At 66.5% G+C, this 26155-nt stretch carries 25 protein-coding genes and 1 pseudogene; 17 read left to right on the top strand and 9 right to left on the bottom strand.

Going from position 1 to position 26155, the window contains the following annotated elements:
* Window positions 1-42: 42 nt before the first annotated feature.
* The 3 genes and pseudogenes from WS66_RS10175 to WS66_RS10165 all read left to right on the top strand — a co-directional run bounded on the left by WS66_RS10175 (window position 43) and on the right by WS66_RS10165 (window position 3106).
* Window positions 43-1125, top strand: a complete 1083-nt coding sequence (locus WS66_RS10175; RefSeq protein WP_059601421.1) for a tartrate dehydrogenase — start codon at window positions 43-45, stop codon at window positions 1123-1125.
* A gap of 195 nt (window positions 1126-1320) precedes the next feature.
* A pseudogene (locus WS66_RS10170) lies at window positions 1321-2628 on the top strand (MFS transporter); the annotation flags it as partial.
* 112 nt (window positions 2629-2740) lie between these two features.
* A complete protein-coding gene (locus tag WS66_RS10165) occupies window positions 2741-3106 on the top strand; it encodes a nuclear transport factor 2 family protein (protein WP_059601423.1) in 366 nt (121 codons plus the stop codon).
* Window positions 3107-3141: 35 nt separating this feature from the next.
* Here WS66_RS10165 and WS66_RS10160 read toward each other — a convergent pair whose 3' ends face one another.
* Window positions 3142-3654: a shikimate kinase gene (locus WS66_RS10160; RefSeq protein ID WP_059601829.1), complete on the bottom strand. Its 513-nt coding sequence runs from the start codon at window positions 3652-3654 to the stop codon at window positions 3142-3144.
* A gap of 325 nt (window positions 3655-3979) precedes the next feature.
* On the opposite strand from WS66_RS10160, the gene WS66_RS10155 reads away from it, so the two are divergent.
* Window positions 3980-4786, top strand: coding sequence for a hypothetical protein (locus tag WS66_RS10155; RefSeq protein WP_059601424.1), 807 nt, complete (start codon window positions 3980-3982; stop codon window positions 4784-4786).
* A gap of 131 nt (window positions 4787-4917) precedes the next feature.
* Here WS66_RS10155 and argG read toward each other — a convergent pair whose 3' ends face one another.
* From argG to WS66_RS10140, 3 genes are all read right to left on the bottom strand, one after another.
* The gene (argG, locus tag WS66_RS10150) at window positions 4918-6255 is read right to left on the bottom strand and encodes an argininosuccinate synthase (protein ID WP_059601426.1); all 1338 of its coding nucleotides are present in this window, start codon (window positions 6253-6255) and stop codon (window positions 4918-4920) included.
* 329 nt (window positions 6256-6584) lie between these two features.
* Window positions 6585-7655: an FUSC family protein gene (locus WS66_RS10145; protein WP_059601429.1), complete on the bottom strand. Its 1071-nt coding sequence runs from the start codon at window positions 7653-7655 to the stop codon at window positions 6585-6587.
* A gap of 158 nt (window positions 7656-7813) precedes the next feature.
* Window positions 7814-9346, bottom strand: a complete 1533-nt coding sequence (locus WS66_RS10140) for a GGDEF domain-containing protein (RefSeq protein ID WP_059601432.1) — start codon at window positions 9344-9346, stop codon at window positions 7814-7816.
* Between the two features lie 597 nt (window positions 9347-9943).
* On the opposite strand from WS66_RS10140, the gene WS66_RS10135 reads away from it, so the two are divergent.
* From WS66_RS10135 to WS66_RS10120, 4 genes are all read left to right on the top strand, one after another.
* Window positions 9944-11479 carry an amino acid permease gene (locus WS66_RS10135; RefSeq protein ID WP_059601434.1) on the top strand — a complete coding sequence of 512 codons (1536 nt, stop codon included), beginning with the start codon at window positions 9944-9946 and terminating at the stop codon, window positions 11477-11479.
* A gap of 264 nt (window positions 11480-11743) precedes the next feature.
* On the top strand, window positions 11744-11989 hold the full coding sequence (locus WS66_RS10130; protein ID WP_006761486.1) for a DUF3717 domain-containing protein: 246 nt from the start codon (window positions 11744-11746) through the stop codon (window positions 11987-11989).
* Window positions 11990-12229: 240 nt separating this feature from the next.
* Window positions 12230-13147, top strand: coding sequence for a LysR family transcriptional regulator (locus WS66_RS10125; protein WP_059601436.1), 918 nt, complete (start codon window positions 12230-12232; stop codon window positions 13145-13147).
* Between the two features lie 112 nt (window positions 13148-13259).
* On the top strand, window positions 13260-14087 hold the full coding sequence (locus tag WS66_RS10120) for an alpha/beta fold hydrolase (protein WP_059601831.1): 828 nt from the start codon (window positions 13260-13262) through the stop codon (window positions 14085-14087).
* A gap of 51 nt (window positions 14088-14138) precedes the next feature.
* Here the strand turns inward: WS66_RS10120 and WS66_RS10115 are convergent, their stop codons facing one another.
* Both WS66_RS10115 and WS66_RS10110 read right to left on the bottom strand, forming a co-directional pair.
* The gene (locus WS66_RS10115) at window positions 14139-14492 is read right to left on the bottom strand and encodes a hypothetical protein (RefSeq protein WP_059601439.1); all 354 of its coding nucleotides are present in this window, start codon (window positions 14490-14492) and stop codon (window positions 14139-14141) included.
* A 376-nt stretch (window positions 14493-14868) separates the two neighbouring features.
* On the bottom strand, window positions 14869-15489 hold the full coding sequence (locus tag WS66_RS10110; protein ID WP_059601441.1) for a TetR/AcrR family transcriptional regulator: 621 nt from the start codon (window positions 15487-15489) through the stop codon (window positions 14869-14871).
* A gap of 94 nt (window positions 15490-15583) precedes the next feature.
* Here WS66_RS10110 and WS66_RS10105 point away from each other — a divergent pair, with 94 nt between their 5' ends.
* A complete protein-coding gene (locus WS66_RS10105) occupies window positions 15584-16825 on the top strand; it encodes a glycosyltransferase (protein ID WP_059601444.1) in 1242 nt (413 codons plus the stop codon).
* 16 nt (window positions 16826-16841) lie between these two features.
* Here the strand turns inward: WS66_RS10105 and hutC are convergent, their stop codons facing one another.
* On the bottom strand, window positions 16842-17537 hold the full coding sequence (hutC, locus tag WS66_RS10100; protein ID WP_059466626.1) for a histidine utilization repressor: 696 nt from the start codon (window positions 17535-17537) through the stop codon (window positions 16842-16844).
* A 495-nt stretch (window positions 17538-18032) separates the two neighbouring features.
* Here hutC and WS66_RS10095 point away from each other — a divergent pair, with 495 nt between their 5' ends.
* The 7 genes from WS66_RS10095 (at window position 18033) to WS66_RS10070 (ending at window position 22653) form a co-directional block, all read left to right on the top strand.
* Window positions 18033-18806: an ABC transporter substrate-binding protein gene (locus WS66_RS10095; RefSeq protein ID WP_059601446.1), complete on the top strand. Its 774-nt coding sequence runs from the start codon at window positions 18033-18035 to the stop codon at window positions 18804-18806.
* A gap of 178 nt (window positions 18807-18984) precedes the next feature.
* Complete coding sequence (locus tag WS66_RS10090; protein WP_059601448.1) at window positions 18985-19674, top strand: ABC transporter permease; 690 nt, start codon at window positions 18985-18987, stop codon at window positions 19672-19674.
* Entirely contained in the window at window positions 19671-20384 is a 714-nt protein-coding gene (locus tag WS66_RS10085; protein ID WP_059601450.1) for an ABC transporter permease, read from the top strand. The genes WS66_RS10090 and WS66_RS10085 overlap by 4 nt, the downstream gene beginning before the upstream one ends.
* Before the next feature lie 33 nt (window positions 20385-20417).
* A complete protein-coding gene (locus tag WS66_RS10080) occupies window positions 20418-21185 on the top strand; it encodes an ABC transporter ATP-binding protein (protein ID WP_059601452.1) in 768 nt (255 codons plus the stop codon).
* Between the two features lie 70 nt (window positions 21186-21255).
* Window positions 21256-21690: a cupin domain-containing protein gene (locus tag WS66_RS10075; protein ID WP_059601454.1), complete on the top strand. Its 435-nt coding sequence runs from the start codon at window positions 21256-21258 to the stop codon at window positions 21688-21690.
* A 290-nt stretch (window positions 21691-21980) separates the two neighbouring features.
* Window positions 21981-22118, top strand: a complete 138-nt coding sequence (locus WS66_RS34050) for an HHHH-motif protein (protein WP_174908495.1) — start codon at window positions 21981-21983, stop codon at window positions 22116-22118.
* A gap of 67 nt (window positions 22119-22185) precedes the next feature.
* The gene (locus tag WS66_RS10070) at window positions 22186-22653 is read left to right on the top strand and encodes a DUF3761 domain-containing protein (RefSeq protein WP_059503738.1); all 468 of its coding nucleotides are present in this window, start codon (window positions 22186-22188) and stop codon (window positions 22651-22653) included.
* Window positions 22654-22777: 124 nt separating this feature from the next.
* Here the strand turns inward: WS66_RS10070 and WS66_RS10065 are convergent, their stop codons facing one another.
* Entirely contained in the window at window positions 22778-24136 is a 1359-nt protein-coding gene (locus WS66_RS10065; RefSeq protein WP_059601456.1) for a polyhydroxyalkanoate depolymerase, read from the bottom strand.
* A gap of 300 nt (window positions 24137-24436) precedes the next feature.
* On the opposite strand from WS66_RS10065, the gene WS66_RS10060 reads away from it, so the two are divergent.
* Window positions 24437-25099, top strand: coding sequence for a glutathione S-transferase family protein (locus WS66_RS10060; protein ID WP_059601833.1), 663 nt, complete (start codon window positions 24437-24439; stop codon window positions 25097-25099).
* A gap of 44 nt (window positions 25100-25143) precedes the next feature.
* Here the strand turns inward: WS66_RS10060 and WS66_RS10055 are convergent, their stop codons facing one another.
* Window positions 25144-26112 (bottom strand): hypothetical protein, encoded by a 969-nt coding sequence (locus tag WS66_RS10055; protein ID WP_059601458.1) that lies wholly within the window; start codon window positions 26110-26112, stop codon window positions 25144-25146.
* Between the last annotated feature and the right edge of the window lie 43 nt (window positions 26113-26155).

Here is a 26155-nt window from a genome sequence, read left to right as displayed (position 1 = left end):
GGGTAAAGTGCCTTCACGCTCACGATCAATCGAGGATGTGGCATGAAGACCTACCGTATCGCGACCATTCCCGGCGACGGCATCGGCAAGGAAGTGGTGCCGGCCGGCAAGCAGGTGCTGGAAGCGCTGGCTCGCGGCAGCGACCGCTTTGCGTTCGAGTTCGAGGATTTCGACTGGGGCGCCGATTACTACCGCCGGCACGGCGTGATGATGCCGGCCGACGGCCTCGATGCGCTGCGCGGCAAGGACGCGATCCTGTTCGGCTCGGCGGGCGACCCCGACGTGCCCGATCACGTGACGCTGTGGGGCCTGCGCCTGAAGATCTGCCAGGGCTTCGACCAGTACGCGAACGTGCGCCCGACGCGCATCCTGCCCGGCATCGATGCGCCGCTGAAGCGCTGCGGGCCGGACGACCTGAACTGGGTGATCGTGCGCGAGAACTCGGAGGGCGAATACGCGGGCGTTGGCGGCCGCGTGCATCAGGGTCATCCGATCGAGGCCGCGACCGACGTGTCGATCCTCACGCGTGCCGGCGTCGAACGCATCATGCGCTTCGCATTCCGGCTTGCGCAGTCGCGTCGGCGCAAGCTGCTGACCGTCATCACGAAGAGCAACGCGCAGCGTCACGCGATGGTGATGTGGGACGAGATCGCGAAGCAGGTCGCGCAGGAATTCCCCGACGTCACGTGGGACAAGGAACTCGTCGATGCCGCGACCGCGCGCATGGTGAACCGCCCGGCGTCGCTCGACACGATCGTCGCGACCAACCTGCACGCCGACATCCTCAGCGATCTCGCCGCCGCGCTGGCCGGGAGCCTCGGCATCGCGCCGACCGGCAACATCGATCCCGAGCGCCGCTATCCGTCGATGTTCGAGCCGATCCACGGCTCCGCGTTCGACATCATGGGCAAGGGCCTCGCGAATCCGGTCGGCACGTTCTGGTCGGTCGTGATGCTGCTCGAGCATCTCGGTGAAACGGAAGCCGCGGCGCGCGTGATGCAGGCGATCGAGGCGGTGACAGCCGATCCGTCGCTGCATACGCGCGATCTCGGCGGCAGCGCGACGACCGCGCAGGTGACGGCGGCCGTCTGCGAGCGCGTCGCGCACGCGGCGGTCGCAGTCTGACGGCAGCACGGACTGCGACGGTAGCGCGCGTGCGCAGCCGGCCGCCTTCCGTTCACCGCTCACCGGATTTTCCTGCCCGCGACTCGCGCATTCGACGTGAGCCGGGCGCCGGCGCACACGATTCGTCGTGACGCCGGCAAGCACCCACGGGGCTCGTGCGGACAGCGTGCGGCCCGACCTCGAAGGAGGAGACACATGCAAGCGGATCTGGAAACCCGCGTCGCGCGGAAACTGATGTGGCGCATCATTCCGTTCGTGATGCTGCTTTACTTCGTCAGCTTTCTCGATCGCGTCAACGTCGGCTTCGCGGCGATGACGATGAACAAGGCGATCGGCCTGTCGCCGACTGCGTTCGGACTCGGCGGCGGCCTGTTCTTCATCGGCTACTTTCTCTTCGAAGTGCCGAGCAACCTGATTCTCCATCGTGTCGGCGCCCGCATCTGGATCGCGCGCGTGATGATCACGTGGGGCATCGTGTCGGCGGTGTCCGCGTTCGCGGCCGGGCCGACGAGCTTCTACGTGCTGCGCTTCCTGCTCGGCGTTGCGGAAGCCGGTTTCTTTCCCGGCATCATCCTGTACCTGAGCCTGTGGTTTCCCGCGAAGCAGCGCGCAGTGGCCGCCGCGTGGTTCATGGCGGCCGCGCCGATCTCGACCGCGATCGGCTCGCCGCTGTCGGGCGCGATCATGCAGATGCCACCGATGTTCGGCCTCGCCGACTGGCAGATGCTCTACATCGTCGAGGCGCTGCCCGCGGTCGCGCTCGGCTTCGTCGTGCTGAAGTGCCTGACCGATGCGCCGTCGAAGGCCGCGTGGCTGCAGCCGGACGAGCGCGACTGGCTGATCGCGAAGCTGAAGTCCGAGGCCGACGCGCGGCACACGCATGCCGGACACACGGCCGGCGCGTGGCAGGCGCTGCGCGACCCGCGCGTGCTGGCGCTCGCGCTGATCTACTTCGGTACGTCGGCGGGCCTCTATACGCTCGGCCTGTGGGCACCGCTGATGGTCAAGCAGTTCGGCTTCACCGCGTTGCAGACGGGCTTGCTGACCGGCATCCCGAGCATTGCCGCGGTGGTCGCGATGATCGGATGGGCACGACATTCGGATCGCAGCGGCGAGCGCACCTGGCACGTCGTGATTCCGTGCGTGCTTGCCTGTATCGGCTTCGTGTTCGCGGGGCAGGCGAACACCGCGCTCCTGACCGTGCTCGCGCTGGTCGTCGTCAACATCGGGATCAGCGCCGCGAAGGCGCCGCTGTGGGCGATGCCGAGCGCGTTCCTGTCAGGCGCCGGCGCGGCCGCGGGGATCGCGATGATCAACTCGATCGGCAACCTCGGCGGGTTCGTCGGGCCATTCGCGATCGGCTGGCTCAAGCAGTTGACGGGCGGGTATGCGGCCGGGCTGTACGTGGTGGCGGGCACGCTCGCGGTGTCGGCGGTCGTCACGCTGCTGCTGAGTCGCAAGGGGGCGCGCGAGCAGGGCGTGTCGGGGGTGCGGCAGCAACATTGGGCGCGCGCATGCGAGCCGCGGCGAGTGCGCGGAAGCCGTGCGGCCGCTGATACACTGGGGCGCACGGGCCGGCATTCACGCCGCGCCCGATATGGAGACGACGAGCCGCATGGAACCCATCACCGACGCATTCGCGCGGCACTTCGCGCAGGAATGGATCGACGCATGGAACGCGCACGATCTCGACCGCATCCTGTCGCACTACGATGACGCCTTCGTCATGCATTCGCCGATGATCGTGCGGATCGCAGGCGAGCCGAGCGGATGCCTGCATGGCAAGGCGGCGGTGCGCGCGTACTGGGCGAAGGCGCTGCAACTCATTCCGGACCTGCGTTTCGAGTTCATTGCGGTGCTGGCGGGCGTGGACAGCGTCGCCATTCACTATCGCGGCGCAAACGGACGCGGCGCGGTCGAGGTGTTCCGCTTCGGAGCCGGCAATCGCGTGAACGAGGCATTCGCCCACTACGCGGCGTGACGCGGTGCCGCGAATCGTTCGCCGGGGCGTTGCCGCTATGCGCGCGACGCGTGGACGCGTTGCGCAATCTCTCGCGCGCATGCATCCACCGATGCTTTCGACGTATCGATCACGCAATCGCTGAATGCGCGCGCCGCATACCCTTCCCGATACATCTCGGCGATACGTTGCCGCTCCCATTCCGTCAGCACCCGCGTGCCGCGATCCGACGCCGCGATCGCCTCGGGCGGCGCGAGCGTGACGACGATCAACCGTGCATCACGCGCATCGCAGGCCGCGCGCAGCCGTGCGAATTCGGCTTCGCCGATCGGATAGGCGATCACCAGATGACGTTCTCCGGCCTGCGCGATCTGCGTGACGAGGCGCTCCAGCGCGATCGCCCACTGCACGTCGAACGGTGCGTCTTCGGGGGCAGCGTGATCGTCGCCGTCGATGAAGCACGCATCCGGCAGCACGCGGGCGAGCGCGCGACCGATCGTCGTCTTCCCGCTGTTGATCGGGCCGTTCAGGTGAATGACGGTGAGAGGCGGGTTTGCTCGAGGAATCATGAAGGCGTGCTGGATCGGAACGCCTGCATTGTGCCTCGACATGCAATCTGTTTGTAATGCCGAAGCGATTAGAAAAATTATTCGACGAAGCGCCCTAAAGAAACCTTGACCCCCGCCGTTACCCTTTCTCGGTAGCTCACCAAAGTATCACTCGAGCCGCACGACAATTGCCGGGCGGCGCTGCGCGCGTCCGATTACAGCTTCGACGCCTACGGTCAGGTCATCAAACAACAAGCATACGGCCGACTCGCGCGCAGCACCTTCACGCGCCACGTGCGACGGCTCGGCGAAAGCGTTCCGTCAACAACAAAAAGCCACTCACTGCATGAAGAACTCATCCAAAGCCACCCTGTTCGGTTGCGGCCTGCTCGTGACGCTGCTGTCCGGCTGCGTCACGTTGCCGAACACCGACATGAAGCCCGAAGCACGTCAGAAGCTGCATTCGATCGCGATCCTCGAAGTCAACGAGCCGAAGCGTGTCGCGGTCGTCAATATCGGCGGCGCGGCGGGCGGGTTCGGCCTGATCGGCGCGCTCGCGCAAAGCGCCGTCAACGCGAGCCATACGAGCACCTATACGGATCACGTGGCGGCCGGCAAGATCGTGTTCGCGCCGGACATCGTGGACGGCGTCACGGGCCGCCTTACCAGCAACGGCTATCAGGTCGTGAAGCTGGACGGTCAGAAAGTGAAGCTCGCCGACGACGGCAAGTCGGACGACTACTCCGCGATCCAGACCGACGCGGATGCCATCATGAACGTATGGTTCACGTCGTTCGGCTATATCTCGCCGCCCAACCAGCCCGATTACATTCCGTGGGTGGTCGTCCGCGCGCGCATTCTCGACGCGAAGACGAAGCAGGACATCTATTTCAAGACGTTCGCGTGCGGCTACGACATCAAGTCGAACAGCGTCCACATCGACAGCGATTTCGCCTATACGTACGGCAGCTTCAGCGATCTCGAGAAGAATTTCGACAAGTCGGTGGAAGGGATCAAGTCGTGCGAGAAGTCGGTCGCGGACACGATCGGTCAGGATCTGGCACGCACGCCGGCGGCTGCGGCTGCGGCTGCGACGACGACTGCGGTTGCGACGACTGCGACTGCGACCGGGACGGCCACGGCATCGAAATGATCCTGATGCGACTGCAGGATCGTCGTGATGCGCGTTCCGAATCCGGCAGTGCCTGAAGAAAGGCGGGAGGGGAGTGCTGCATGCGGCCGGGCGGTTCTTACGCCGCCCGGCCGCTCGCGAAAACGGCTTGCTTACTCGCCGCTATCGCCCTTGATCTGCGGCAACGCCGACGATTCACCCGGCGTGAGCAAACCGACCTGCGTATAAACGCGCAGCTTGTCGCGCGTATCGGTGATGTCGAGGTTGCGCATCGTCAGCTGGCCGATCCGGTCGCGCGGCGAGAACGTCGACGCCACCTTCTCCATCGACAGGCGTTCCGGCTGATACGTGAGGTTCGGCGACTTCGTGCTCAGGATCGAGTAGTCGTTGCCGCGGCGCAGTTCGATCTTCACTTCGCCGGTGATCGCGCGCGCGACCCAGCGCTGCGCCGTTTCGCGCAGCATGATCGCCTGCGGGTCGAACCAGCGGCCCTGGTACAGCAGGCGGCCGAGACGGCGGCCGTTCTCGCGATACTGCTCGATCGTGTCTTCGTTGTGAATGCCGGTGACGAGACGCTCGTACGCGATGTACAGCAGCGCGAGGCCCGGGGCTTCATAGATGCCGCGGCTCTTCGCCTCGATGATGCGGTTCTCGATCTGGTCGCTCATGCCGAGGCCGTGGCGGCCGCCGATGCGGTTCGCTTCCAGCAGCAGTTCGACCGGGTCCTTGAACTCGACGCCGTTCAGCGCGACCGGCTGGCCTGCTTCGAAGCGCACCGTCACTTCCTCGGCGGCGATCTTCACGTCGTCGCGCCAGAACGCGACACCCATGATCGGGTTCACGATCTTGATGCCGCTCTCGAGGCTTTCCAGATCCTTCGCCTCGTGCGTCGCGCCGAGCAGGTTCGAGTCGGTCGAATACGCCTTCTCGGCCGACATCTTGTACGCGAAGCCGGCCTGGTTCATGAATTCGGACATTTCGGCGCGGCCGCCGAGTTCGTCGATGAACGTCTGGTCGAGCCACGGCTTGTAGATCTTCAGATCCGGGTTCACGAGCAGGCCGTAGCGGTAGAAGCGCTCGATGTCGTTGCCCTTGTACGTGCTGCCGTCACCCCAGATGTTGACGCCGTCTTCCTTCATCGCGGCGACGAGCATCGTGCCCGTCACGGCGCGGCCGATCGGCGTCGTGTTGAAGTACGTGACGCCGGCCGTCGTGATGTGGAACGCGCCGCTTTGCAGCGCGGCGATGCCTTCGGCGACGAGCTGCGCACGGCAGTCGATCAGGCGGGCGCCGGCTGCGCCGTATTCGATCGCGCGTTTCGGGATCGCGTCGTAATCGTCTTCGTCGGGCTGGCCGAGGTTCGCCGTATATGCGTACGGGACGGCGCCCTTCAGTTTCATCCAGTGCAGCGCGGCGCTGGTGTCCAGGCCGCCGGAGAAGGCGATACCGACCTTCTGGCCGGTCGGGAGGCTTTCGAGAATCGTGCTCATAGGAATTACCGTGGATTGAAGCCGGTGGGATCGTATTTCGCGGAATATGCGAGTATCGGCTGTCCGGGAAGTTGGGGCAAGACCTGATTTTCGCGCCAATACGTCGTCGGGCCTGTCGCGGCGGGCCCGGCGGGCGGCGAATCAGGCGGAGAACGCCGCGCAAACCGGTGCCGAGCGGCGGCCGAAACGGTCGCGGCCGAGCGCCGTCGCGGGCCGTGCTTCCGGGGCCGGATCGGCTGAAGGGCGGGGCAGCCGCCGTCGGGATGCGAGCCCGCCGCGCCGAAAGGATTATGAAAGATTTTGGCGTGAAGCCCGGCGTCCCGCGACCTTCAGATATTCCACGCCGGCGCGGTATCGAGCAGTTTCTCACGCAACTGATCCACTTCGCCGGCCAGCTTGGCCGTGATCGACACGTAGCCCGACAACTGCGGCGGAGGCATGTCGTGCGGCGGCTCGGCCGGCCGGCGGCGCGCCGCGAGCCGGCTCGGCGTGCCGACCTTGAGCGCGCGGCTCGCGCCGACGAGCGTGTCGCGGATGCGCCGGTTCACGGCCTTCATTTCGTAGCGCATGTATTCGCGGGCAGTCACGTCGTCGCGGGCCGGCACCGTGCTCGACAGGATCTCCAGGTAGCCGATGCACAGGCGCAGGCTGCGCTGGATCGCTTCGAGGTGCGTGACCGAGATCTCGCATTCCTTCGACACCGACGGCATCAGCGAACGCAGCTGCACCAGCAGTGCGCTCAGCGCGGCCATTTCCTTCAGGTGCGCGTCGTCGCTCACGCGGCGGTCGCCCGCGAGCCGCGTATGCACGGCCGCGCACGCGCGCAGCGCATCGGCGAGCTTGTAGCGCCACGAGTAGGTCGCGTAGAGCGGCAGCGCGAACGAGAACGCCAGCGCGATCGCGATGCCGGTCAGGACGTTTACCGCGCGCCACAGGCCGTCGACGATCTCGTTGTCGCCATGCCCGGCGACGATCACCATCGTGATCGCCGACAGCAGCGCGATGTAGCCGGCCTTGCCGATCGCGTGATACGCGCAGAATCCGCACGCGATCGCCATCAGCAAGTAGATCGCGAACGGCGCGTGCAGCACGGAGTAGAGCAGGATCAGCCCGAGCCCCGCGAGCGCGCCGATCGACGTGCCGAGCGCGCGCTCGGCCGCCTTCTTGCGGATGTTCCCGTGGTGCTGCAGCCCGCCGACGACGATCAGCACGGTGATCGTCGACCATTCGCCGTGCGGCACGCGCAGCCCGGTGGACAAGGCGATCGACACGAGGATCGCGAGCGCGACGCGCGCCGCATGGATCAGCTTCGCGTGCCGGTAGCGGCGGTAAGGGTCCAGCAGGGGACGGAGGGCGTGGCGCAGGAGCGACGGCAGTCGGGCAGGAAGCTGGGCGGTCATGACGGAGCGGAGATGGCCGGCGGGGTGGCCGGAATACGCGCGGGCGGCCCGCGCGGGCCGGCGCCGCGCCGCACGCGCAGCTGACGTAACGCTAGCCGAACGCGCGCGGGCTGTCCACGGCGACGCGGTGCGGGCGCCGCTGGCCGCCGGCCGCCGCGTTACGCGTCGACGGTGTTCGTCTCGGCGTTCGATACGCGATTGCGTCCGCCGGACTTCGCGCGGTACAGCGCCTCGTCGGCCTGCCGCAGCAGCGTCGCGGCGTCGATGCGCCCGCCGGCGGCGGTCGCGGCGCCGATGCTCGCCGTCACGTGGCCGTACGGGCTGCGGCCGTGCGCGATGTCGAGCCCGGCGATCGCGCGGCGGATCCCTTCGGCGACGGTCGCCGCGCCCCGCGCATCGGTGTCCGGCAGCGTGACGACGAATTCCTCGCCGCCGTAGCGCGCGACGTGGTCGCTGTCGCGGCGCAGGCAGCGCGACGCCGATTGCGCGACGCGGCGCAGCACATCGTCGCCGGCGAGGTGGCCGTAGTAGTCGTTGAACGCCTTGAAATGATCGACGTCGACGAACAGCACCGACAGCGGGCGGCCGCTGCGCGACGCGCGCAGCGCTTCCTTCGCGAGCACCGTGTCGAACGTGCCGCGGTTGTCGAGCCCGGTCAGTGAATCGGTGTGCGCGAGCCGGTACAGCTTCGACTCGGCGATCTGCCGGCGCTTGAGTTCGCGCGACAGCGCGAGCGAGCCCCACGCGATGAACACGGTAAACAGGGCCATCAGCACGGCGGTCCAGATCGTGCGATGGCGCCACGACGCGTAGATGTCGATCTCGGCGGGCGCGACGTCGACGACCAGCGGCAGATTCGCGAGATGCTTGTAAACATAGATGCGCCGCACGCCGTCGATCGCGCCGACGCCCGTCAACGCGCCTTCGCTGCTGCGCTGCGCCTCGATGAAGAGCGGGGCGTTGTGAAGGTCGAGGCCGACCACGCGCGCATCGAACGGCAGGCGGGACACGAGCGCGCCGTTGTCCTCGACGATCGCCGCGCTGCCGTGCTTGCCGACCGCGAGACCGTCGAGCAGCGCGCGGAAGTAGTCGATGCTGAGCGTGCCGACGACGATCCCTCCGAAGCGGCCATCGGCCAGCGTGATCCGTCGGCTGAGCGCGATCGTCAATGCGCCGCCGCGCAGCCGGGACGCATAGGGCCGGCTGATGAAGAGGCCCTGCGCGAGCCGGTCGCGATGCACGGCGAAATATTCGCGGTCGGCAAAATTGCCTTGTCGCGGCGGCGATTCGGCCGAATCGATCACGATATTGCCGTGCGGATCCATCACGAAAATGGCGCCGAGATACGCGCCGCTCGCGGCGCGGTCGAACAGCAGCCGGTGACGCTGGTGCGGCGGCAAAGCCATCAGTTCCGGATCGGCGAGGCCGTCGACGACGTTTTGCAGCGACAGATCATACAGTTCGATATTGCGGGAAATATCGCGCTCGATCAGCAGCATCAGGTTGCGCGCATTTTCGACCGCATGATCGTATGCGTCGTGGCGTGCCTCGATTAAAAGCGACGTCGAGAGTCCCCAGCTGAACAGGAGCAGCATGATGCCCGCGACGAGTACGCCGCGGGGCGACAGAATGCGTGCCACGGCCGACGCGGTATGACGGCGCGCCGTGGCGAGCGGCGTGTGTGGCTTCATCCTCGGGGGTGGGCGGCGGAAATTTGCGTCGTAGACGATTCCGCGCAGTGATTAATTCGCATTAACCGGCATTATCTCGCGAATCCCGGAATTTCGCCGCGTGATGCAAAACATGCATGCGCCGATCGCGATTCGGAACGATTACACACCATTACTGTGAGCCGGGTGTCAGTTTGATTTGAATCAATTGTGAGTGGCCGGTATTTTGTCTGATTATTAGCGGCGCTTGCGGATCGATTTGTCGTTTTAATACAGGATCGGGCGATTGCGCCGGGACGATTACGCCTTGCACGGTTCGCCATCGCGGATGACCACTCGAATGGCATGACCTGTACCGCGCAACCCGCAGCCGTGCCGCCGTCTCGTCGCCCCGCCGTGTCCAACTTGTTGATTCTGCTGCGTCTGCATGCGGCGGCGGGGCGTTCGGCGCTCAGCTGCCCCCGCAGCGAATCAGGTAGAATCCGCGCTTCGCCGCAGGCGCCCGGCGCGCAACGCGTATCGGGGCCGCATCGAATGCATCGCAGCAGGCGGCGCGCCGCGCCCCGATCCCGCATGCGCCGGCTCCGGATGCCGGCCCGCTCAACGTTCGTCTCGTTTATGTCCGCAATTCCGAATTCCGACCAACCCGGTTCGTCCGCGAACCCACCCAAGCTTCATCGCGCGCTGAAGGCGCGCCATCTGACGATGATCGCCATCGGCGGCTCGATCGGCACGGGCCTGTTCGTCGCGTCCGGCGCGTCGATCTCGCAGGCCGGCCCTGGCGGCGCGATGGTCGCGTACATGCTGATCGGCCTGATGGTCTACTTCCTGATGACGAGCCTCGGCGAAATGGCTGCGTTCATGCCGGTGTCGGGCTCGTTCGCGACCTACGGCGCGAAATACGTCGACGAAGGCTTCGGCTTCGCGCTCGGCTGGAACTACTGGTACAACTGGGCCGTGACGATCGCGGTCGAACTCGTCGCCGCGCAGCTCGTGATGCACTACTGGTTCCCGGACGTGCCGGGCGTCTGGTGGAGTGCCGCGTTCCTCGGCGTGATGTTCCTGCTCAACGCGCTGACCGTGCGCGGCTTCGGGGAAGCCGAATACTGGTTCGCGCTGATCAAGGTCGTCACCGTGGTTGCGTTCATCGGCGTCGGCCTGCTGATGATCTTCGGCATTCTGAAAGGCGCGCCGGGCAACGGCTGGGGCAACCTGACGATCGGCGACGCGCCGTTCGCGGGCGGCCTGCCGGCGCTGATGGGCGTCGCGATGATCGCGGGCTTCTCGTTCCAGGGCACCGAGCTGATCGGCGTCGCGGCCGGCGAATCGGAGAACCCGCGCACGACGATCCCGCGCGCCGTGCGTCAGGTGTTCTGGCGCATCCTGCTGTTCTACGTGCTGGCGATCTTCGTGATCGGCGTGCTGATTCCCTATACCGATCCGAACCTGCTGAAGAGCGACGTGACCGACATCGGCGTGAGTCCGTTTACGCTCGTGTTCCGCCACGCGGGCCTCGCGTTCGCTGCCGGCGTGATGAACGCGGTGATCCTGACGGCCGTGCTGTCGGCCGGCAACTCGGGCATGTACGCGTCGACGCGGATGCTCTACAACCTCGCGACGGAAGGCCGCGCGCCGAAGCTGTTCGCGAAGCTGTCGCCGGGCGGCGTGCCGCGCAACGCGCTGTACGCGACGACCGCCGTCGGCGCGCTGTGTTTCTTTACGTCGCTGTACGGCGACAAGACGGTGTACCTGTGGCTGCTGAACACGTCGGGGATGACGGGTTTCATCGCGTGGCTCGGCATCGCGATCAGCCACTACCGGTTCCGCAAGGGCTACGTGACGCAAGGCTACGCGGTCGACCAGCTGCCGTACCAGTCGAAGTGGTTCCCGTTCGGCCCGCTGTTCGCGTTCGTGCTGTGTCTCGTGATCGCGCTCGGCCAGGACTATCAGGCGTTTCTCGCGAATCGGATCGACTGGGCGGGTGTGGCCGCGACCTACGTCGGCATTCCGCTGTTCCTCGTCGTGTGGCTCGGCTACCGGCTCCTGAACAAGAGCCGCTTCGTGCGTTACGAGGACATGGAGATCGCACCGTGGGTCGCCGCGAGCCGCGGCGCGCAGCTGCAGCGCGTGGAGAACCGCGAAACCGCGGGCTGATGCCGGCGCGGCACGCGGCCGCGCGATGGCGCAACGAAACGGGAAGCCGCACGCTTCCCGTTTTTTTTGTCCGCTTTCCCCTGCACGGGGTCAAAGCCGGTTATATTGCCCGACCCTACCGGGCCACACGGCCCGGCCGGCGCGACGAGCGCGGCGCGGATCGGGCATCCGGCGCGTGCCTCTCGCGGCGGCCGGCGGCGCCCGGCGTTTCCATCGTTCCGCCGCGCCGGCACGGCCCGCGGAGCGCGCAACCCAGAGGAATCCATGAGTGCATCACCCGCCGAGCGGAAGGCCGGACCCGTTTCCATCGTGCGAATCGAAGCCGCGATCAACGCGTGGCGCGAAGTGTATCCGCCGGCGCCGGACGGCGAGGACGGCTACGCGCTCGACGCCGGCAGCAACTGCCTGGCCGAGCTGTACGGCGCGATGATCTGCTATCGGCTGCCGGACGTGCCGCTCGACTCGTTGAGCGACGCGCAGCGCGATGCGCTGTACGCGACCGAGGCGTGATGCGCGGTCGAGACGCTGCCGCGACGCGGCGTCGATGAAGAAACGGGAAGCCTGGCGGCTTCCCGTTTTGCTTTGCGCGGTGCCGGACGCGAGGGCGGCACGACGCTGCTCGCGCCGGTTTCGGCGCGGGCTGAGGTATCGTCATGGCATCGGGATCGGGCGATCACGGAACGACCGGCTCGGCACGCGTCTGCGCGGGGCCGAATGAACGTCCGTTGCCGGTCCGGGAGGGATCGAAAAATGGAGTTGAGACATCTCCGCTACTTCGTCGCGGTTGCCGAGGAGCGGAATTTCACGCGTGCGGCCGAGCGCCTGCACATCGCGCAGCCGCCGCTCAGCCGGCAGATCCAGCAGCTCGAGGAGGCGCTCGGCGTGCCGCTGTTCGAGCGCAACGCGCGGCCGCTGAAGCTGACCGACGCGGGGCGGTTCTTCTATTCGCACGCGGTGCAGCTGCTCGCGCAGACGACCGAGCTCGAATCGATGACGAAGCGGGTCGGCAAGATCGAGCGCAGCATGTCGGTCGGGTTCGTCGGTTCGACGCTGTACGGGATGCTGCCGAAGATCATCCGGCGCTTTCGCAGCGAGTATCCGGCCGTCGAGCTGAGCCTGCACGAGATGTCGACGATGGACCAGATCAAGGCGCTGAAGGAAGGGCGCATCGACGTCGGGTTCGGGCGCATCCGTCACGAGGATCCGAGCGTGCGGCGCGTCGTGCTGCGCGAGGAGCGGATGATCGTCGCGCTGCCGGTCGGTCACGTGCTCGACGGCGCGAAGCCCGTGCTGTCGCTGCACGATCTCGTGAACGACACGCTGATCATCTTCCCGAAGGCGCCGCGGCCCAGCTATGCGGACCAGGTGCTCGCCGCCTTTCACGATCGCGCGTTGCAGCCGCGCAAGATCTACGAGACGCGCGAACTGCAGATCGCGCTCGGACTCGTCGCGATGGGCGAGGGCGTGTCGGTCGTGCCGCACAGCGTGTACGGCCTGAAGCGCGACGATATCAGCTACAAGCCGCTCGACGACCCGAACCTCGTGTCGCCGATCATCATGAGCATGCGGATGCTCGACGAATCGGAGGACATCCGCGCGATGCAGGCGCTGATCTACCGGCTGTACGACGAAGCGCAGATGGAGTATCTGCCGCCGCAGCCCGAATGAGCGTGCGGGCGGTGGGGCCTTGCTTGACGTCGCGTGGGTCGCCGGGCCACCATCGTCGGCATTCGATGCGGCCCGCCCGCGTGCGGCCGCCTTCATGCAGACGACGACACACATGACTGAAATCGTGACCGAGGAGACCTGGGTCGAGACGCCGCAAGGGCGTCTCTTCGCGAAGCGCTGGCGCGGCGTGCCCGCGCGGGCACCGGCTGCACCTACGCCCGTCGCACCTGCGCCGGCCGCACCGATCGTGCTGCTGCACGATTCGCTCGGCTGCGTCGAACTATGGCGCGACTTCCCCGCGCAACTCGCGCGCGCCACCCGGCGCGACGTGATCGCATACGACCGGCTGGGCTTCGGGCGGTCCGATCGTCATCCGGGGCAACTCGGCATGACGTTCGTGCGCGACGAGGCCGATCACGGATTCCATGCGCTGCTCGAGCGGTTCGGCATCGATGCGTTCGTGGCGTTCGGGCACAGCGTCGGCGGCGGCATGGCGGTCGGATGCGCGGCCGCGTATCCGGCACGTTGTCGCGCACTGGTGACGGTCTCCGCGCAGGCGTTCGTCGAGGATCGCACGCGCGACGGCATTCGCGAGGCGGGGCAGCAGTTCGACGCGCCCGGCCAGCTCGACCGGCTCGCGCGTTATCACGGCGACAAGGCCGAATGGGTGCTGCGTGCGTGGGTCGACACGTGGTTGTCGCCGGCGTTTCGCGACTGGAGTCTCGACGACGAACTGCCGCGCGTGCGTTGCGCGACGCTCGCGATTCACGGCGAGCAGGACGAATACGGGTCGGACGTGCATCCGAAACGGATCGCCGCGCGCGTCGCGGGGCCGTCGTCGTTCCTGCTGCTCGACGGATGCGGACACATGCCGCATCGCGAGCGGACCGACGACGTACTCGCGGCCGTGGCGACGTTCCTGCGCGACGCGCTCGCCTGAACGCCCGGGCGCCGGCGCGCGATGCAACCGGCGGGCCCGGCCCGCCGGTGCTCAGAACGACAGCTGGATTGCGAGGTCGACGGCGAGAATCGCGATCGAGCAGCCGATGCCGAGAACCACGTTCGGCAGCCGGTGTTCGAAGTCGCGATTGTCACGGCGCATCGCGGCACCGAGCAGGAAGACCGCCTCGACGACGATCTGCAGCCCGACGAACAGCAGCATCAGCAGATACTCGTAACCCATCTGCTTGAACACGGCGAATTGCATCCCGTGATCGCGGATCCATTGGCCGACGCGCAGCAGTTCGTAGACGAACAGCAAGGCGGGAAACAGGTAGCTGATGAAATACGTCGGCGCGGTGGCGTGCCGTAGTTCGAGGTGGAAGTGCGGATGCGTGGTAGCCATCAGGAAGCCCTCCTTGCAACGCATGATTGCGGTCGCGACGGCGGCGCGACGACGTGCGGACTAAGGGATTGCCCGAGGCATCGTGCGCGGTCGTACGGCACCAGCATACTGCTGCGCGGGAAATTTGGCATCCCGTCCGTGCGATCGTTGTAAAAATCCCTCCGCATCACGCGATGCCTTCAACGGTCGCCGCTCGTGGTGCGCGGTGTGTCCGCCGGCTGCGTGTCGCCGGCAGTGCCGGGCACCTGCCGTTCCCGATGGCGTTCCGGATCGCCGGCCGGCGCGCGGTGCGCTCGACGTGCGCGCGAATGGCGTGAGCGCGGTGCACGTCCGATGCGGACGCATCTTCCCGACCGTGCGTCGCCTGCGCGGGCGCTCACGCTTTCGCGTGCGCGCCTTCGACGAACAGCTTCGCGACCGACCGGAATTCCCGCTTCAGCGACAACCCCGGCACGGTCAGCCAGCGCAGCATCGCCGCGAGATACAGGTGATGGAACCACGTGGCGAGCTGGTCGGCCGCCAGCGCGGGGTTCAGTTCGCCCGTCTGCTGTCCGGCCGCGATCAGTTGCTGCCACACGAGCGCGATGTCGCCGCCGCCATTCTCCCCGCTTTCCGCTTGCGCCACGCCGATGCTCAGGAACCGATGCCGCAGGTATGCGAGCAGATACACCGGATGCTGTTCGCACCATGCGGCCGACGCGTCGAGCACGCAGGCGATCCGCGACGCGAAGGTCTTCCGTCGCGCGACGTCGCGCTGCAGGTGCGCGAGGTCGCGCGCGAGTTCGCCTTCGAGCCAGTGCGCGAGCACGGCCTCCTTCGTCGGAAAGTGGTTGTACAGCGTACGTTTTGCGACATCGGCCTGCGCGGCGATCTGTTCCATCGTCACTGCGTCGTAGCCGTGCGCATCGAACAGGCGTGCGCCGGTGTCGGCGAGATGCGCGAGCATCTGGATGCGCTTGCGTGCGCGGCGGCCCGGATCGTCGGTCGTCGTTGGCATGGTTCGGTATCGACTTAAAGTGCACGAATTGCATTAGTATACGACGTGCACTTTTATGAATCCACTCGCCTGCATCATGCAGGAGGAGCCACGCATGAAGCTCGTCATCGCCACTTACGGCACCGAAGGCGACACGCGCCCGCTCGCGGCGCTCGGCCGCGCGCTGCTGGATGCCGGCCATGAGGTCCGGTTGCTGGCCGACGTCGCGACGCTCGGTTCGGCCGCCGCGCTCGGCGTGCCTTGCGAGCCGCTGTCCGGCGACATCCGCGCGGCGATCGCGCCGGATGGTGCGTTGTCCGAAGCGGTGCGCTGGCGCGGCGGTTTCAACGACACGTCGAAGGCGCTCGCGGCGATCGCGAATGCGAACACGGCGGCATGGATGCGCGAAGTCGCCGCCGCATCGGCCGGTTGCGATGCGATCCTGGTGTCGGGGCTGGCGTCGTTCGTCGGGCTGTCGGTTGCCGAGTATCGCGGCGTGCCGGCGATCGGTACGGGGATGATCCCGATCACGCCGACCGCGACGTTCGCGTCGCCGTTTCTGCCACCCGGCAAGGTGCCGCGCTGGCTGAATCGCGCGAGCCACCGGTTCGTGAACGCGCTGCTGTGGGACGCGTTCAGGCGGGCGACCAATGCGGCGCGCGCCAGCATTTGCGGACTGCCGCCGCGCCGGGCCGTATGGACCGATCATCCGATGCTGTACGGCGTGTCGCCCGCGCTGCTGGCCGATCCGGCCGACTGGCCGTCGCATGTGCTGGCATGCGGTCAATGGCGCGTCGACGCGCCTGCGTGGACGCCGCCGCCCGCGCTGTCGAGCTTTCTCGACGCGGGCGATCCGCCCGTGTATATCGGCTTCGGCAGCATGGCCGGGTTCGACCGGGCCGCGATGGTCGACGCGCTGTTGCAGGCGCTCGACGGCCGGCGCGCGTTGTTTTATCCGGGCTGGAGCGGCATCGATGTGTCGATGCTGCCGGCGCACGTGTGCGTGATCGGCGAGACGCCGCACGACCGGTTGTTTCCGCATGTATCGATGGCGATCCATCACGGCGGATCGGGGACCACGCATTCGGCCGCGCGGGTGGGCATTCCGTCGGTCGTCGTGCCGTTCGCGGGCGATCAGTTCTTCTGGGCGAGCCGGCTGCAACGCGCCGGTGTGGCCGATGCGCCGGTGGCGGGGCGGCGTGTGGACGCCGCGGCGCTTGCACGCGCGATCGCGTTCGCGGCACGAGCCGACACGCAAGCGCGTGCCGCCGAACTCGGTGCGCGGATCGCGCGGGAGGACGGGGTGGGGCTGGCGGTTGGCGCGATCGAGCGCTGGGGGCGCCCCGGCGTGCGCTGAACGCGTTCGCCCCGCGTCAGAAATGCCCGGTGAACCGGTAGCGACTGCCCGGATGCCACAGATTGGCCACCGACGCGACCATCCCTTGCGACCACGTGCGCCGATGCAGCAGCAGGCACGGCTCGCGTTCGTCCGTCGTCAGGTGCCGGCGCGTTGCCGCATCCGGCATCGCAGCCTCGATCCGGTATTCGACCCGCTGCAGCGGCGCGACGCGCGTCAGGTACTGGTTCGGCGTCGTCGTCGTGAAGTCCTGCAGCGCGTATTCGGGTGCGCAGGCCGGGTTGACCCAGCGCTCCTCGAGCTGCACGGGCGTGTCGTTCTCGAAGTGCAGCACGCGCGAATGGAAGATCGGGCTGCCGGTGTCGAGCTGCAGCTCGTCGGCGAGCTTCGCGTCGGCGACGGCCGCGCCGACCTCCAGCACCTGCGCACGATACGCATGGCCGCGCGCGGCGACTTCATCCGAGATGCTGCGGATCGCGACCAGTGTCGATTCGTATTTCGGCGACGCGACATACGTGCCCGAGCCGCGCGTGCGCGTGAGCACCTGTTCGGCCGTCAGCTCGCGCAGCGCGCGGTTGACCGTCATCCGCGCGACGTTGAATTCGCGCGCGAGCTCGTTCTCCGACGGCACCTGGTCGCCTTCCGCCCACTCGCCCGCATGAATGCGCGCGAGGATGAAGTCCTTGATTTCCTGATAGATCGGTGTGGTCATTGCATTGCTGTTCAAGAGACGGCGGCCGCATGCCGTCGCGGGCCGGCCTTCGTGCGGTGTTCGGGCGGAGTGTACCGGGTTCGACGCGGTGCGGGCCTGACTGTGGGCCCGGGATTCGGGTTATTCCGGCCTGCATCCGGAGCGCCGGTCGGGGGCCGGCAGGGGTCGTCCGGATCGCGGCCACCGCGTCGGCGAGCGCGACAGGCGGAAAAGTATAGACAAATGCAGACTCGACGACGACATGTCGAAGCCGCACAGAAAGCTGGATTTTATCTGCATGTAATCTGTAGCGAATTGAAATATAAGGGAAATTCGCTCATGGAAACAATCCGCCGACAATTAGAGATAAACACGGATTGCTGGCAGTGACCTGAAAAAGGCAAAGTTGTATGTACAACTTCGGAGGTCACCGGACAGGCGGCTTCCGGGTTGGAAGGGTTCGCGGCGGCGACGCCCGACCGGACCCGTGCCCAGTTCGCCTATGACAGGAACGCCATGAAGAAACTCGCGCTCAGTATTGCCCTTGCCTGCCTCGCGGTCGGTGCCCACGCCAAGGATTGGTCGACGATCCGGTTTGGTGTCGACGCCAGCTATCCGCCGTTCGAATCGAAGGACGCAAGCGGCAAGGTCGTCGGCTTCGACGTCGATCTCGGCAACGAGATCTGCGCACGGCTGAAGGCGAAATGCGTGTGGATCGAGAACGACTTCGACGGGATGATCCCGGCGCTGAGGGCGAAGAAGTTCGACGGCGTGCTGTCGTCGATGTCGATGACGCCGGCGCGCGCCGAGCAGATCGCGTTCTCCGACAAGCTGTTCAACACACCGACGCGCCTGGTCGCGAAGAAAGGCGCGAACCTGCAGCCGACGGCCGAATCGCTGAAGGGCAAGTCGGTCGGCGTCGAGCAGGGCACGATCCAGGAAACCTACGCGAAGGCCTACTGGGCGCCGAAGGGCGTGCAGGTCGTGCCTTACCAGAACCAGGACGGCGTGTACCAGGACCTGATGTCCGGCCGCCTCGACGCCGCGCTGCAGGACGCGGTGCAGGCCGACCTCGGTTTCCTGAAGACGCCGCGCGGCGCGAACTTCGAATTCGCCGGCAAGGACATCGACGATCCGAAGACGCTCGGCAACGGCGCCGGCATCGGGCTGCGCAAGGACGACGCCGACCTGAAGGCGAAAATCGACCACGCGATCGCCGACATGATCAAGGACGGCACGTACAAGAAGCTCGAGAAGAAGTACTTCGCATTCGACGTCTACGGCGGCTGACCGTCGATGCGGCGCGCATCCGCTGCGGCGCGCCGTGTCGTGTCGGTTCCCGGGTGCCGCTTGCTTCGCATGACGCGTCCGGCTTGATGAGCGGACGACATCAGGTAATGCGCAGATATCGTTTGATGCGCGGGTAATGGCTATTGACAATCCAGCCACATCGTTCTGGATCCCAAACATGATCTTCCAAGGATTTGGCCCGCTGTTGTGGGCCGGCACGGTCGAGACCGTGAAGCTCGCGGTGCTGTCGCTCGCCGCGTCGCTCATACTGGGCCTCGCGGGCGCGGGCGCGAAACTGTCGACCAACCGCGTGCTCAGGTCGGTCGGCACGTTCTATACGACGCTGATCCGTGCGGTGCCCGATCTCGTGCTGATGCTGCTGCTGTTCTACGGGATCCAGATCCTGCTGAACGACGCGACCGACCTGCTCGGCTGGGACCAGATCGACATCGATCCGTTCGTTGCCGGCGTCGTGACGCTCGGCTTCATCTACGGCGCGTACTTCACCGAAACGTTCCGCGGCGCGTTCCTCGCGGTGCCGCGCGGCCAGCTCGAAGCCGGCTTCGCATACGGGATGAGTGGCTGGCGCGTGTTCCACCGGATCATGTTCCCGCAAATGATGCGCTTCGCGCTGCCGGGCATCGGCAACAACTGGCAGGTGCTCGTGAAGGCCACCGCGCTCGTGTCGATCATCGGCCTCGCCGATGTCGTGAAGGCGTCGCAGGACGCCGGCAAGAGCACGCTCGACTTCTTCTTCTTCACGCTCGCGGCGGGTGCGATCTACCTCGCGATCACGACGGTGTCGAACGTCGTGCTGCACCACCTCGAGAAGCGTTATTCCGTGGGCGTCCGGAGGCTTGCACTGTGATCGAACTCATCAGCCAGTACTGGCAAAGCTATCTCTACACCGACGGCTACCGCTTCAGCGGCCTGGCGATCACGCTGTGGCTGCTGGTCGTGTCGATCGCGCTCGGCTTCGCGCTGGCCGTGCCGCTCGCGATCGCGCGCGCGTCGTCGAACCGCTGGATTTCCGGCCCCGTGTGGCTCTATACGTACGTGTTCCGCGGCACGCCGCTCTACGTGCAGCTGCTGATGTGCTACACCGGCATCTACAGCCTGCAGGTCGTGCACAACCACGTGCTGCTCGACACGTTCTTCCGCAACGCGATGAACTGCACGCTGCTCGCGTTCGTGTTGAACGAATGCGCGTATGCGACCGAGATCTTCGCGGGCGCGATCAAGGCGACGTCGGCCGGCGAGATCGAGGCCGGGATGGCTTACGGGATGTCGCGCTTCAAGCTCTATACGCGCATCATCCTGCCGTCCGCGCTGCGCCGTTCGCTGCCGAGCTACAGCAACGAAGTGATCCTGATGCTGCACGCGACGACGCTCGCGTTCACCGCGACCGTGCCCGACATCCTGAAGGTCACGCGCGATGTCAACTCCGCCACGTACATGTCGTTCCAGGCCTATGGCATCGCGGCCGTGCTGTACGCCATCGTCGTGTTCGCGCTCATCTGGGCGTTCCGCAAGCTCGAGACGCGCTGGCTCGCGTACCTGTCGCCGCGCGGCCATTAACGCATTCGCAAGATTCGCAAGGAAGGACCAAGCATGTACAAGCTCACCGTTGACAACCTGCACAAGAAATTCGGCGACAACGAGGTGTTGAAGGGCGTGTCGATGAAGGCGAAGGCCGGCGACGTGATCAGCATCATCGGCTCGAGCGGCTCCGGCAAGAGCACGTTCCTGCGCTGCATCAACTTCCTCGAGCAGCCGTGCTCGGGGCAGATCACGATCGGCAGCGAGCCGATCGAGACCACGCGCGACCGCAACGGCTCGCTGCGCGTGGTCGACCAGAAGCAGCTGCAGCGCATGCGCACGAAGCTGTCGATGGTGTTCCAGCACTTCAACCTGTGGGCGCACATGACGGTGCTCGAGAACGTGATCGAGGCGCCGATGGCCGTGCTCGGGATCGGCAAGGAAGAGGCCGTGGCGCGGGCGCGCAAGTATCTGGAGAAGGTCGGCCTCGCGCCGCGCGTCGAAGGCATGTATCCGTCGCACCTGTCGGGCGGACAGCAGCAGCGTGTCGCGATCGCGCGTGCGCTCGCGATGGAACCGGAGGTGATGCTGTTCGACGAGCCCACGTCGGCGCTCGACCCGGAACTCGTCGGCGAAGTGCTGAAGGTGATGCAGAAGCTGGCCGAGGAGGGCCGCACGATGGTCGTCGTCACGCACGAGATGGGCTTCGCGCGCACCGTGTCGAACCACGTGATCTTCCTGCACCAGGGGAAGATCGAGGAAGAGGGCGATCCGCGGGAGATTCTCGTCAATCCGAAGAGCGAGCGGCTCGGGCAGTTCCTGTCGGGCCGGCTCAAGTAAGCGGGCGCTGCTGCGGCCTGGAACGCTAAATGCTTGTCCCGGAAGACGCTTTCGATCGAGGAGCACCGCGATGAGCACGCCGACCCCTACCGCGTTTTCCCACGTGAGGCCGCAGGACACCGCGTATCAAGGCGAAGGCCTGCGCGACTTCTTCCTGTATCGCGATCTCGGCATCGCGGCCGCGACGAACGGCAAGGTCGTCGCGCAACTCGTCAGGGCGAATCATGCACCGGCGGCGGGCACCGGCTGGCACCGTCACGAGGCCGAGTTCCACATCGTGATCATGCTGAAGGGCTGGGCGCGCTTCATGTACGGCGACCGCGAGACGCTGGTGAACGCCGGCGACTGCGTGCACCAGGCACCGGGAATCGTGCATTACCTGTTCGACTATTCGCCCGACATGGAGTATCTGGAGATCGTCGGGCCGGCCGATTTCAAGTCGATCGACGTCGACGGGCCATGCGAAGTGCCTGCGCCGACGCCATGGGGCGACGCGGGCGCGTAGCCTCCGCTGTTTCGCACGCGAGGCATCCACGTGCCTGTGAAAGACCGCCTTCGGGCGGTTTTTTTATTGATCTTGTGGACACCTCGTCCTGCTTCGGTCATTCGATATCCAAAGCATTCGCCGTGTAATGAAATGGAAAGAACTGACGGTTGTTTGTCAGTCACGCGTGACGTTTCGTTACACGCTGTCAAAGATCGTCAATTCGACACGGGTGCGGTGCACGGCGCATCGGCGGCCGGCGTTAAGGGGATAACAGCCGGAGCGCCGGCTGGCTTACCCAGGAGAATGTCATGACCCGCATCGCGAAGATCCTGACCGTGACGGCCGTCGCCTGCGCTGTGCTCGTGCCGGCGCTGGCCGAAGCCCATTCGCACCGCGTGTGCCATTTCGATCACCACCATCACCGCGTGTGCCGCTGGGTCCGTTGACCCGCGGCGCGGTATTCCCGCATCGCGTCGGGACGTTGTTCCCATTCAGGCAAATCAGGAGAGGACTATGAAAAAGACGATGTTGATCGCCGCGCTCGTCGCGGGCATGGGCATGTCGATCGGTGCGTTCGCACAGGTTCCGGCCAGCGCGCCGGCCGGCACGACCGGGCTGTGCAAGGACGGATCGTTCTACTCGGGCGCGTCGAAGAAGGGCGCATGCGCCGGTCACAAGGGCGTGAAGACGTGGTACGGCGCATCGTCGGCAGCCGCGGCCAGCGCACCGGCCGCAGCCCCCGCGACCGCGGCTTCCGCTTCCGCCGCATCGGGCGCGGCACCGGCGAAGAGCGCGCCCGCGACGACCGCGGCAGCGGCGCCCGGCGGCGGCGCGGGCAAGGTGTGGGCCAACGACAGCACGAAGGTCTACCACTGCTCGACCGACAAGTACTACGGCAAGACGAAGCACGGCAGCTACATGTCGGAAGCCGATGCGAAGGCGAAGGGTTACCACGCATCGCACGGCAAGGCCTGTTCGTAATATCGACGGCATGCGCGAGCCCTGGCCGCTCGCGCACTGACCGACATCGCGCCCCGCCATCCGTGCGGGGCGATTCGTTTGCAGCGCCGATGTGCCGCGTACATCGCTGCCGTACCGCGCGCGTTCAGTGCACGCGATCGGATTGCGTCGCGGTCGCCGCCGCATCGTGATCGGCCGCGCGCGCGTCGAGCAATGACCGCAGCGTCACGTAGTGCGCGCCGCTCGCTCCGCCGTCCGTATCGGCGCTGCGATCGTACGGTTCGTTGTCATGGATCGTCGCACGTACGATCGGATAGATCTGCGTTTCCCAACGGCTGCCGTTGAACACGCCATAGTGACCCACGCCCGTCTGCACGTGGTGCGTTTTCAGGTAAGGCGGCAATCCCGAACACAGCTCCTGCGCGGCCACTGTCTGGCCCACGGCGCAGATGTCGTCCTTCTCGCCCTCGATCGTCAGCAGCGCGGTGCGGTGGATCGCCGCCGGTTCCACCAGCCGGTCGCCGACCATCAGTTCGCCGCGCGCGAGCGCGTATTGCTGGAATACTTTCTCGACCGTTTCCAGATAGAACTCCGCGGTGAGATCGGCCGTCGCGAAGTATTCGTCATAGAAGTGGCGCAGCGTGTCGGCTTTCGCCAAGTCGCCTTTCGCACGCTCGTAGTAGAGGTCGGCAAACGAAGCGGCATGGCGATCGGGATTCATCGACATGAACGCGCCGACCTGCACGAAGCCCGGATACACGCAACGCTGCGCGCCGACGAAGCCCGGCGGCACGACACTGATCAGGTTGCGCGCGAACCATTCGATCGGCCGGCTCGTGGCGAGCGCATTGACTTTCGTCGGATTCACGCGGCAGTCGATCGGCCCCGCCATGAGCGTCAGGCTCGCGGGTTGGGTCGGATCTCCGCCGGCGGCCATCAGCGCGACTGCCGACAGCGCGGCGACGGTCGGCTGGCAGATCGCGAGCACGTGCGCGTCCGGGCCGATCTGGTGAATGAAATCGATCACGTGCCCGACGTATTCGTCGAAGCCGAAACGCCCGGCCGAAAGCGGGATGTCTCGCGGGTTGTGCCAGTCGGTGATGTACACGTCGTGATCGGCCAGCATCGTGTCGACGGTGCCGCGCAGCAGCGTCGCGAAATGCCCGGACATCGGCGCGACGATCAGCACCCGCGGCTGGCGCGCAACCGGCCGCGCCTTGCGGAAATGCAGCAGCGTGCCGAACGGCGTGGCCGCCGCGGCTTCCTCGACGATCGGCACCGATTCGCCGTCGACGACGACCGACGCGATGCCGAACGGCGGGCGCCGGTGCGAGAACGCGCAGCATTCGAGCAGTTCGCACAGCGCGTCGACCATGCGGCCCGTCGGCGTCGACGTGGCGGGCGGCCACATCGACATCGTCGCGCGTGTGGCGGCCGCCCATGCGCGCGCCGGACGCAGGCATTCGGCAGACCATTGGTAGAACGGATAGGCAAGCAGGTTCATGGTCGTCGCTCGTTGCGTCACGTTGCATGGAGCGAGGCAAGCCGTATGCCAGCATGCGGCTGGCACGCGCGTTGCACGCGGTTCGCAAACACGGCGATTCACACGGCGACCCATGTGGCTCCGTGCAGCCGGACGACCGAACGCCACGCGCAACTGCAGCGGTTCGGGGTAACGGCCGTGCCGCCACACCGTGCGGCGGTGCGCCAGTTCGGCGAACGCGCCGCACTGGCGTGGTGCGGTTCGCGTGGCGCGGCGCGCTTTCGGTGCAGGGGCACGAACGGCAATCAGCAGGAGAGCGACATGGATGCTACCGGACGGACGACGTTGACCATCAGCAGCCGCAACTACTCGTCGTGGTCGATGCGCGGCTGGCTGCTCGCGAGGTTGAGCGGGCTCGTGTTCGAGACCGTCAGCGCGCCGATCGACGCGGCATCGCGCGCGGAACTGCTGCTGCTGTCGCCGTCGATCCTCGTGCCGTGCCTGACGCACGACGGCAGCAGGGTGTGGGACACGCTTGCGATCGCCGAATATCTGAACGAGATCCGGCCGCAGGCGCAACTGTTGCCCGACGACCGGCATGCGCGCGCGCATTGCCGGTCGATCTGCGGCGAGATGCATTCCGGTTTCAGCGCGCTGCGCTCCGCGCTGCCGATGAACCTGCGCGCGCATTTTCCCGGTTTCCGGATTTGGTCGCGTGCGCAGCACGACATCGAACGCATCGTGACGATCTGGCGCGATTGTCTGGCCGCATACGGCGGCCCCTGGCTGTTCGGCGAGCGGATCGGTGTCGCCGATGCGATGTACGCGCCGGTCGTCACGCGATTCCTGACCTACGACGTGAAACTCGAACCCGATATCGCCGAATACTGCATGCGGATCCTCGCGCATCCGTTCGTCGCGGAGTGGATCGATGCCGCGAAAGCAGAGCAGGAAGACATCGACGAACTGGACATGGAGTTCTGACGCGCGACGCACTTTCGTTCCCTGAGCCAGGCGCGGCAGGATCGTCAGGGCGTCGTTGCGGCGGGCCCGGATGCGGGCGGCCTGGGCGTGCCGGTGACGAGTGCTCGGGTGAGATTGTCCGACACATAGTGCGGACCGTCGAACAGATAGACCTGATAGCCCCGGTAAGCCGCCAGCTGCTTGCCCAGTTCCTCGGCGGTGGCCGGCCGGAATCCACCGTGCTCGCCGGGCCGGAAGGCTTCCGCGATCACCCGTACACGTCGTTTCCCCAGGCGCGAGGCCAGCTCGTCGGCGTAGGTGCGCGCGACGTACGGTTCGCGCGCATAGACGCCGCAACCGTCCTGGAAGAATACGCCGACGTCCGGAGGAAGCCAGGATGAGAGCCAGTCGGCCAGCGCTTTCCCGCCGATATTGGTCTGGTCGTACACGCTCACCCACAGCGGCCGCGGCAGCCGCTTCAGGATCTCGACGAGCCTGGGCGCATCCTGCCAGGTCGGATCGATTTCGACCGGGAAGTAGTAGCCGGTGACATGCAGCGGAACGTGCGCGCGTGCCACTTGCGCTGACTGGTCCGCCAGTGTCGACAGATGGGTACGCGCCCGCTTTTCGTCCTGATAGCCGGCCAGGCCCAGAATGACGTTTTCGGCCCACGGCTCGCGGCCGATGCGGGCCCAGTCCGGAAGCTGCGCCGCGGAGCGGATGCCCGTGCCGGGTACGTACGCGGTGTCGTCGACGACGCTCCACTGGATCAACAGATCGTGTACGCCGAGCATCTGCCAGTTCCCGACCGGACGGGTCGTCGCGTTGTCCACCTGCCAGACGATGCCGTCGGCCTGCACGTCGTGTGGCGTCCAGCTACACGCGGCCATGACGAGCGACGCGCCGATGGTCACGAGCGTCGCCGTGCGCGACGCATGCGGCGCGGGCGAGCGCCGGTGCGCCCGGCTTGCGCGCCGGAACCGGTCCATACGCTGTCGAATGCCGCGCAAGGCCCGGATGGCGTACGTGATCATCGCTGCCTCCCCCGGGAGCGTTCCCGCGCGTCATCGTAGCCGA

The sequence above is a fragment of the Burkholderia sp. LA-2-3-30-S1-D2 genome (assembly GCF_001523915.2).
GTDB classification, from domain to species: Bacteria; Pseudomonadota; Gammaproteobacteria; order Burkholderiales; family Burkholderiaceae; genus Burkholderia; species Burkholderia diffusa.
Note: the sequence above shows the minus strand (reverse complement) of the source record. Positions and strands in the feature narration are given on the sequence as shown.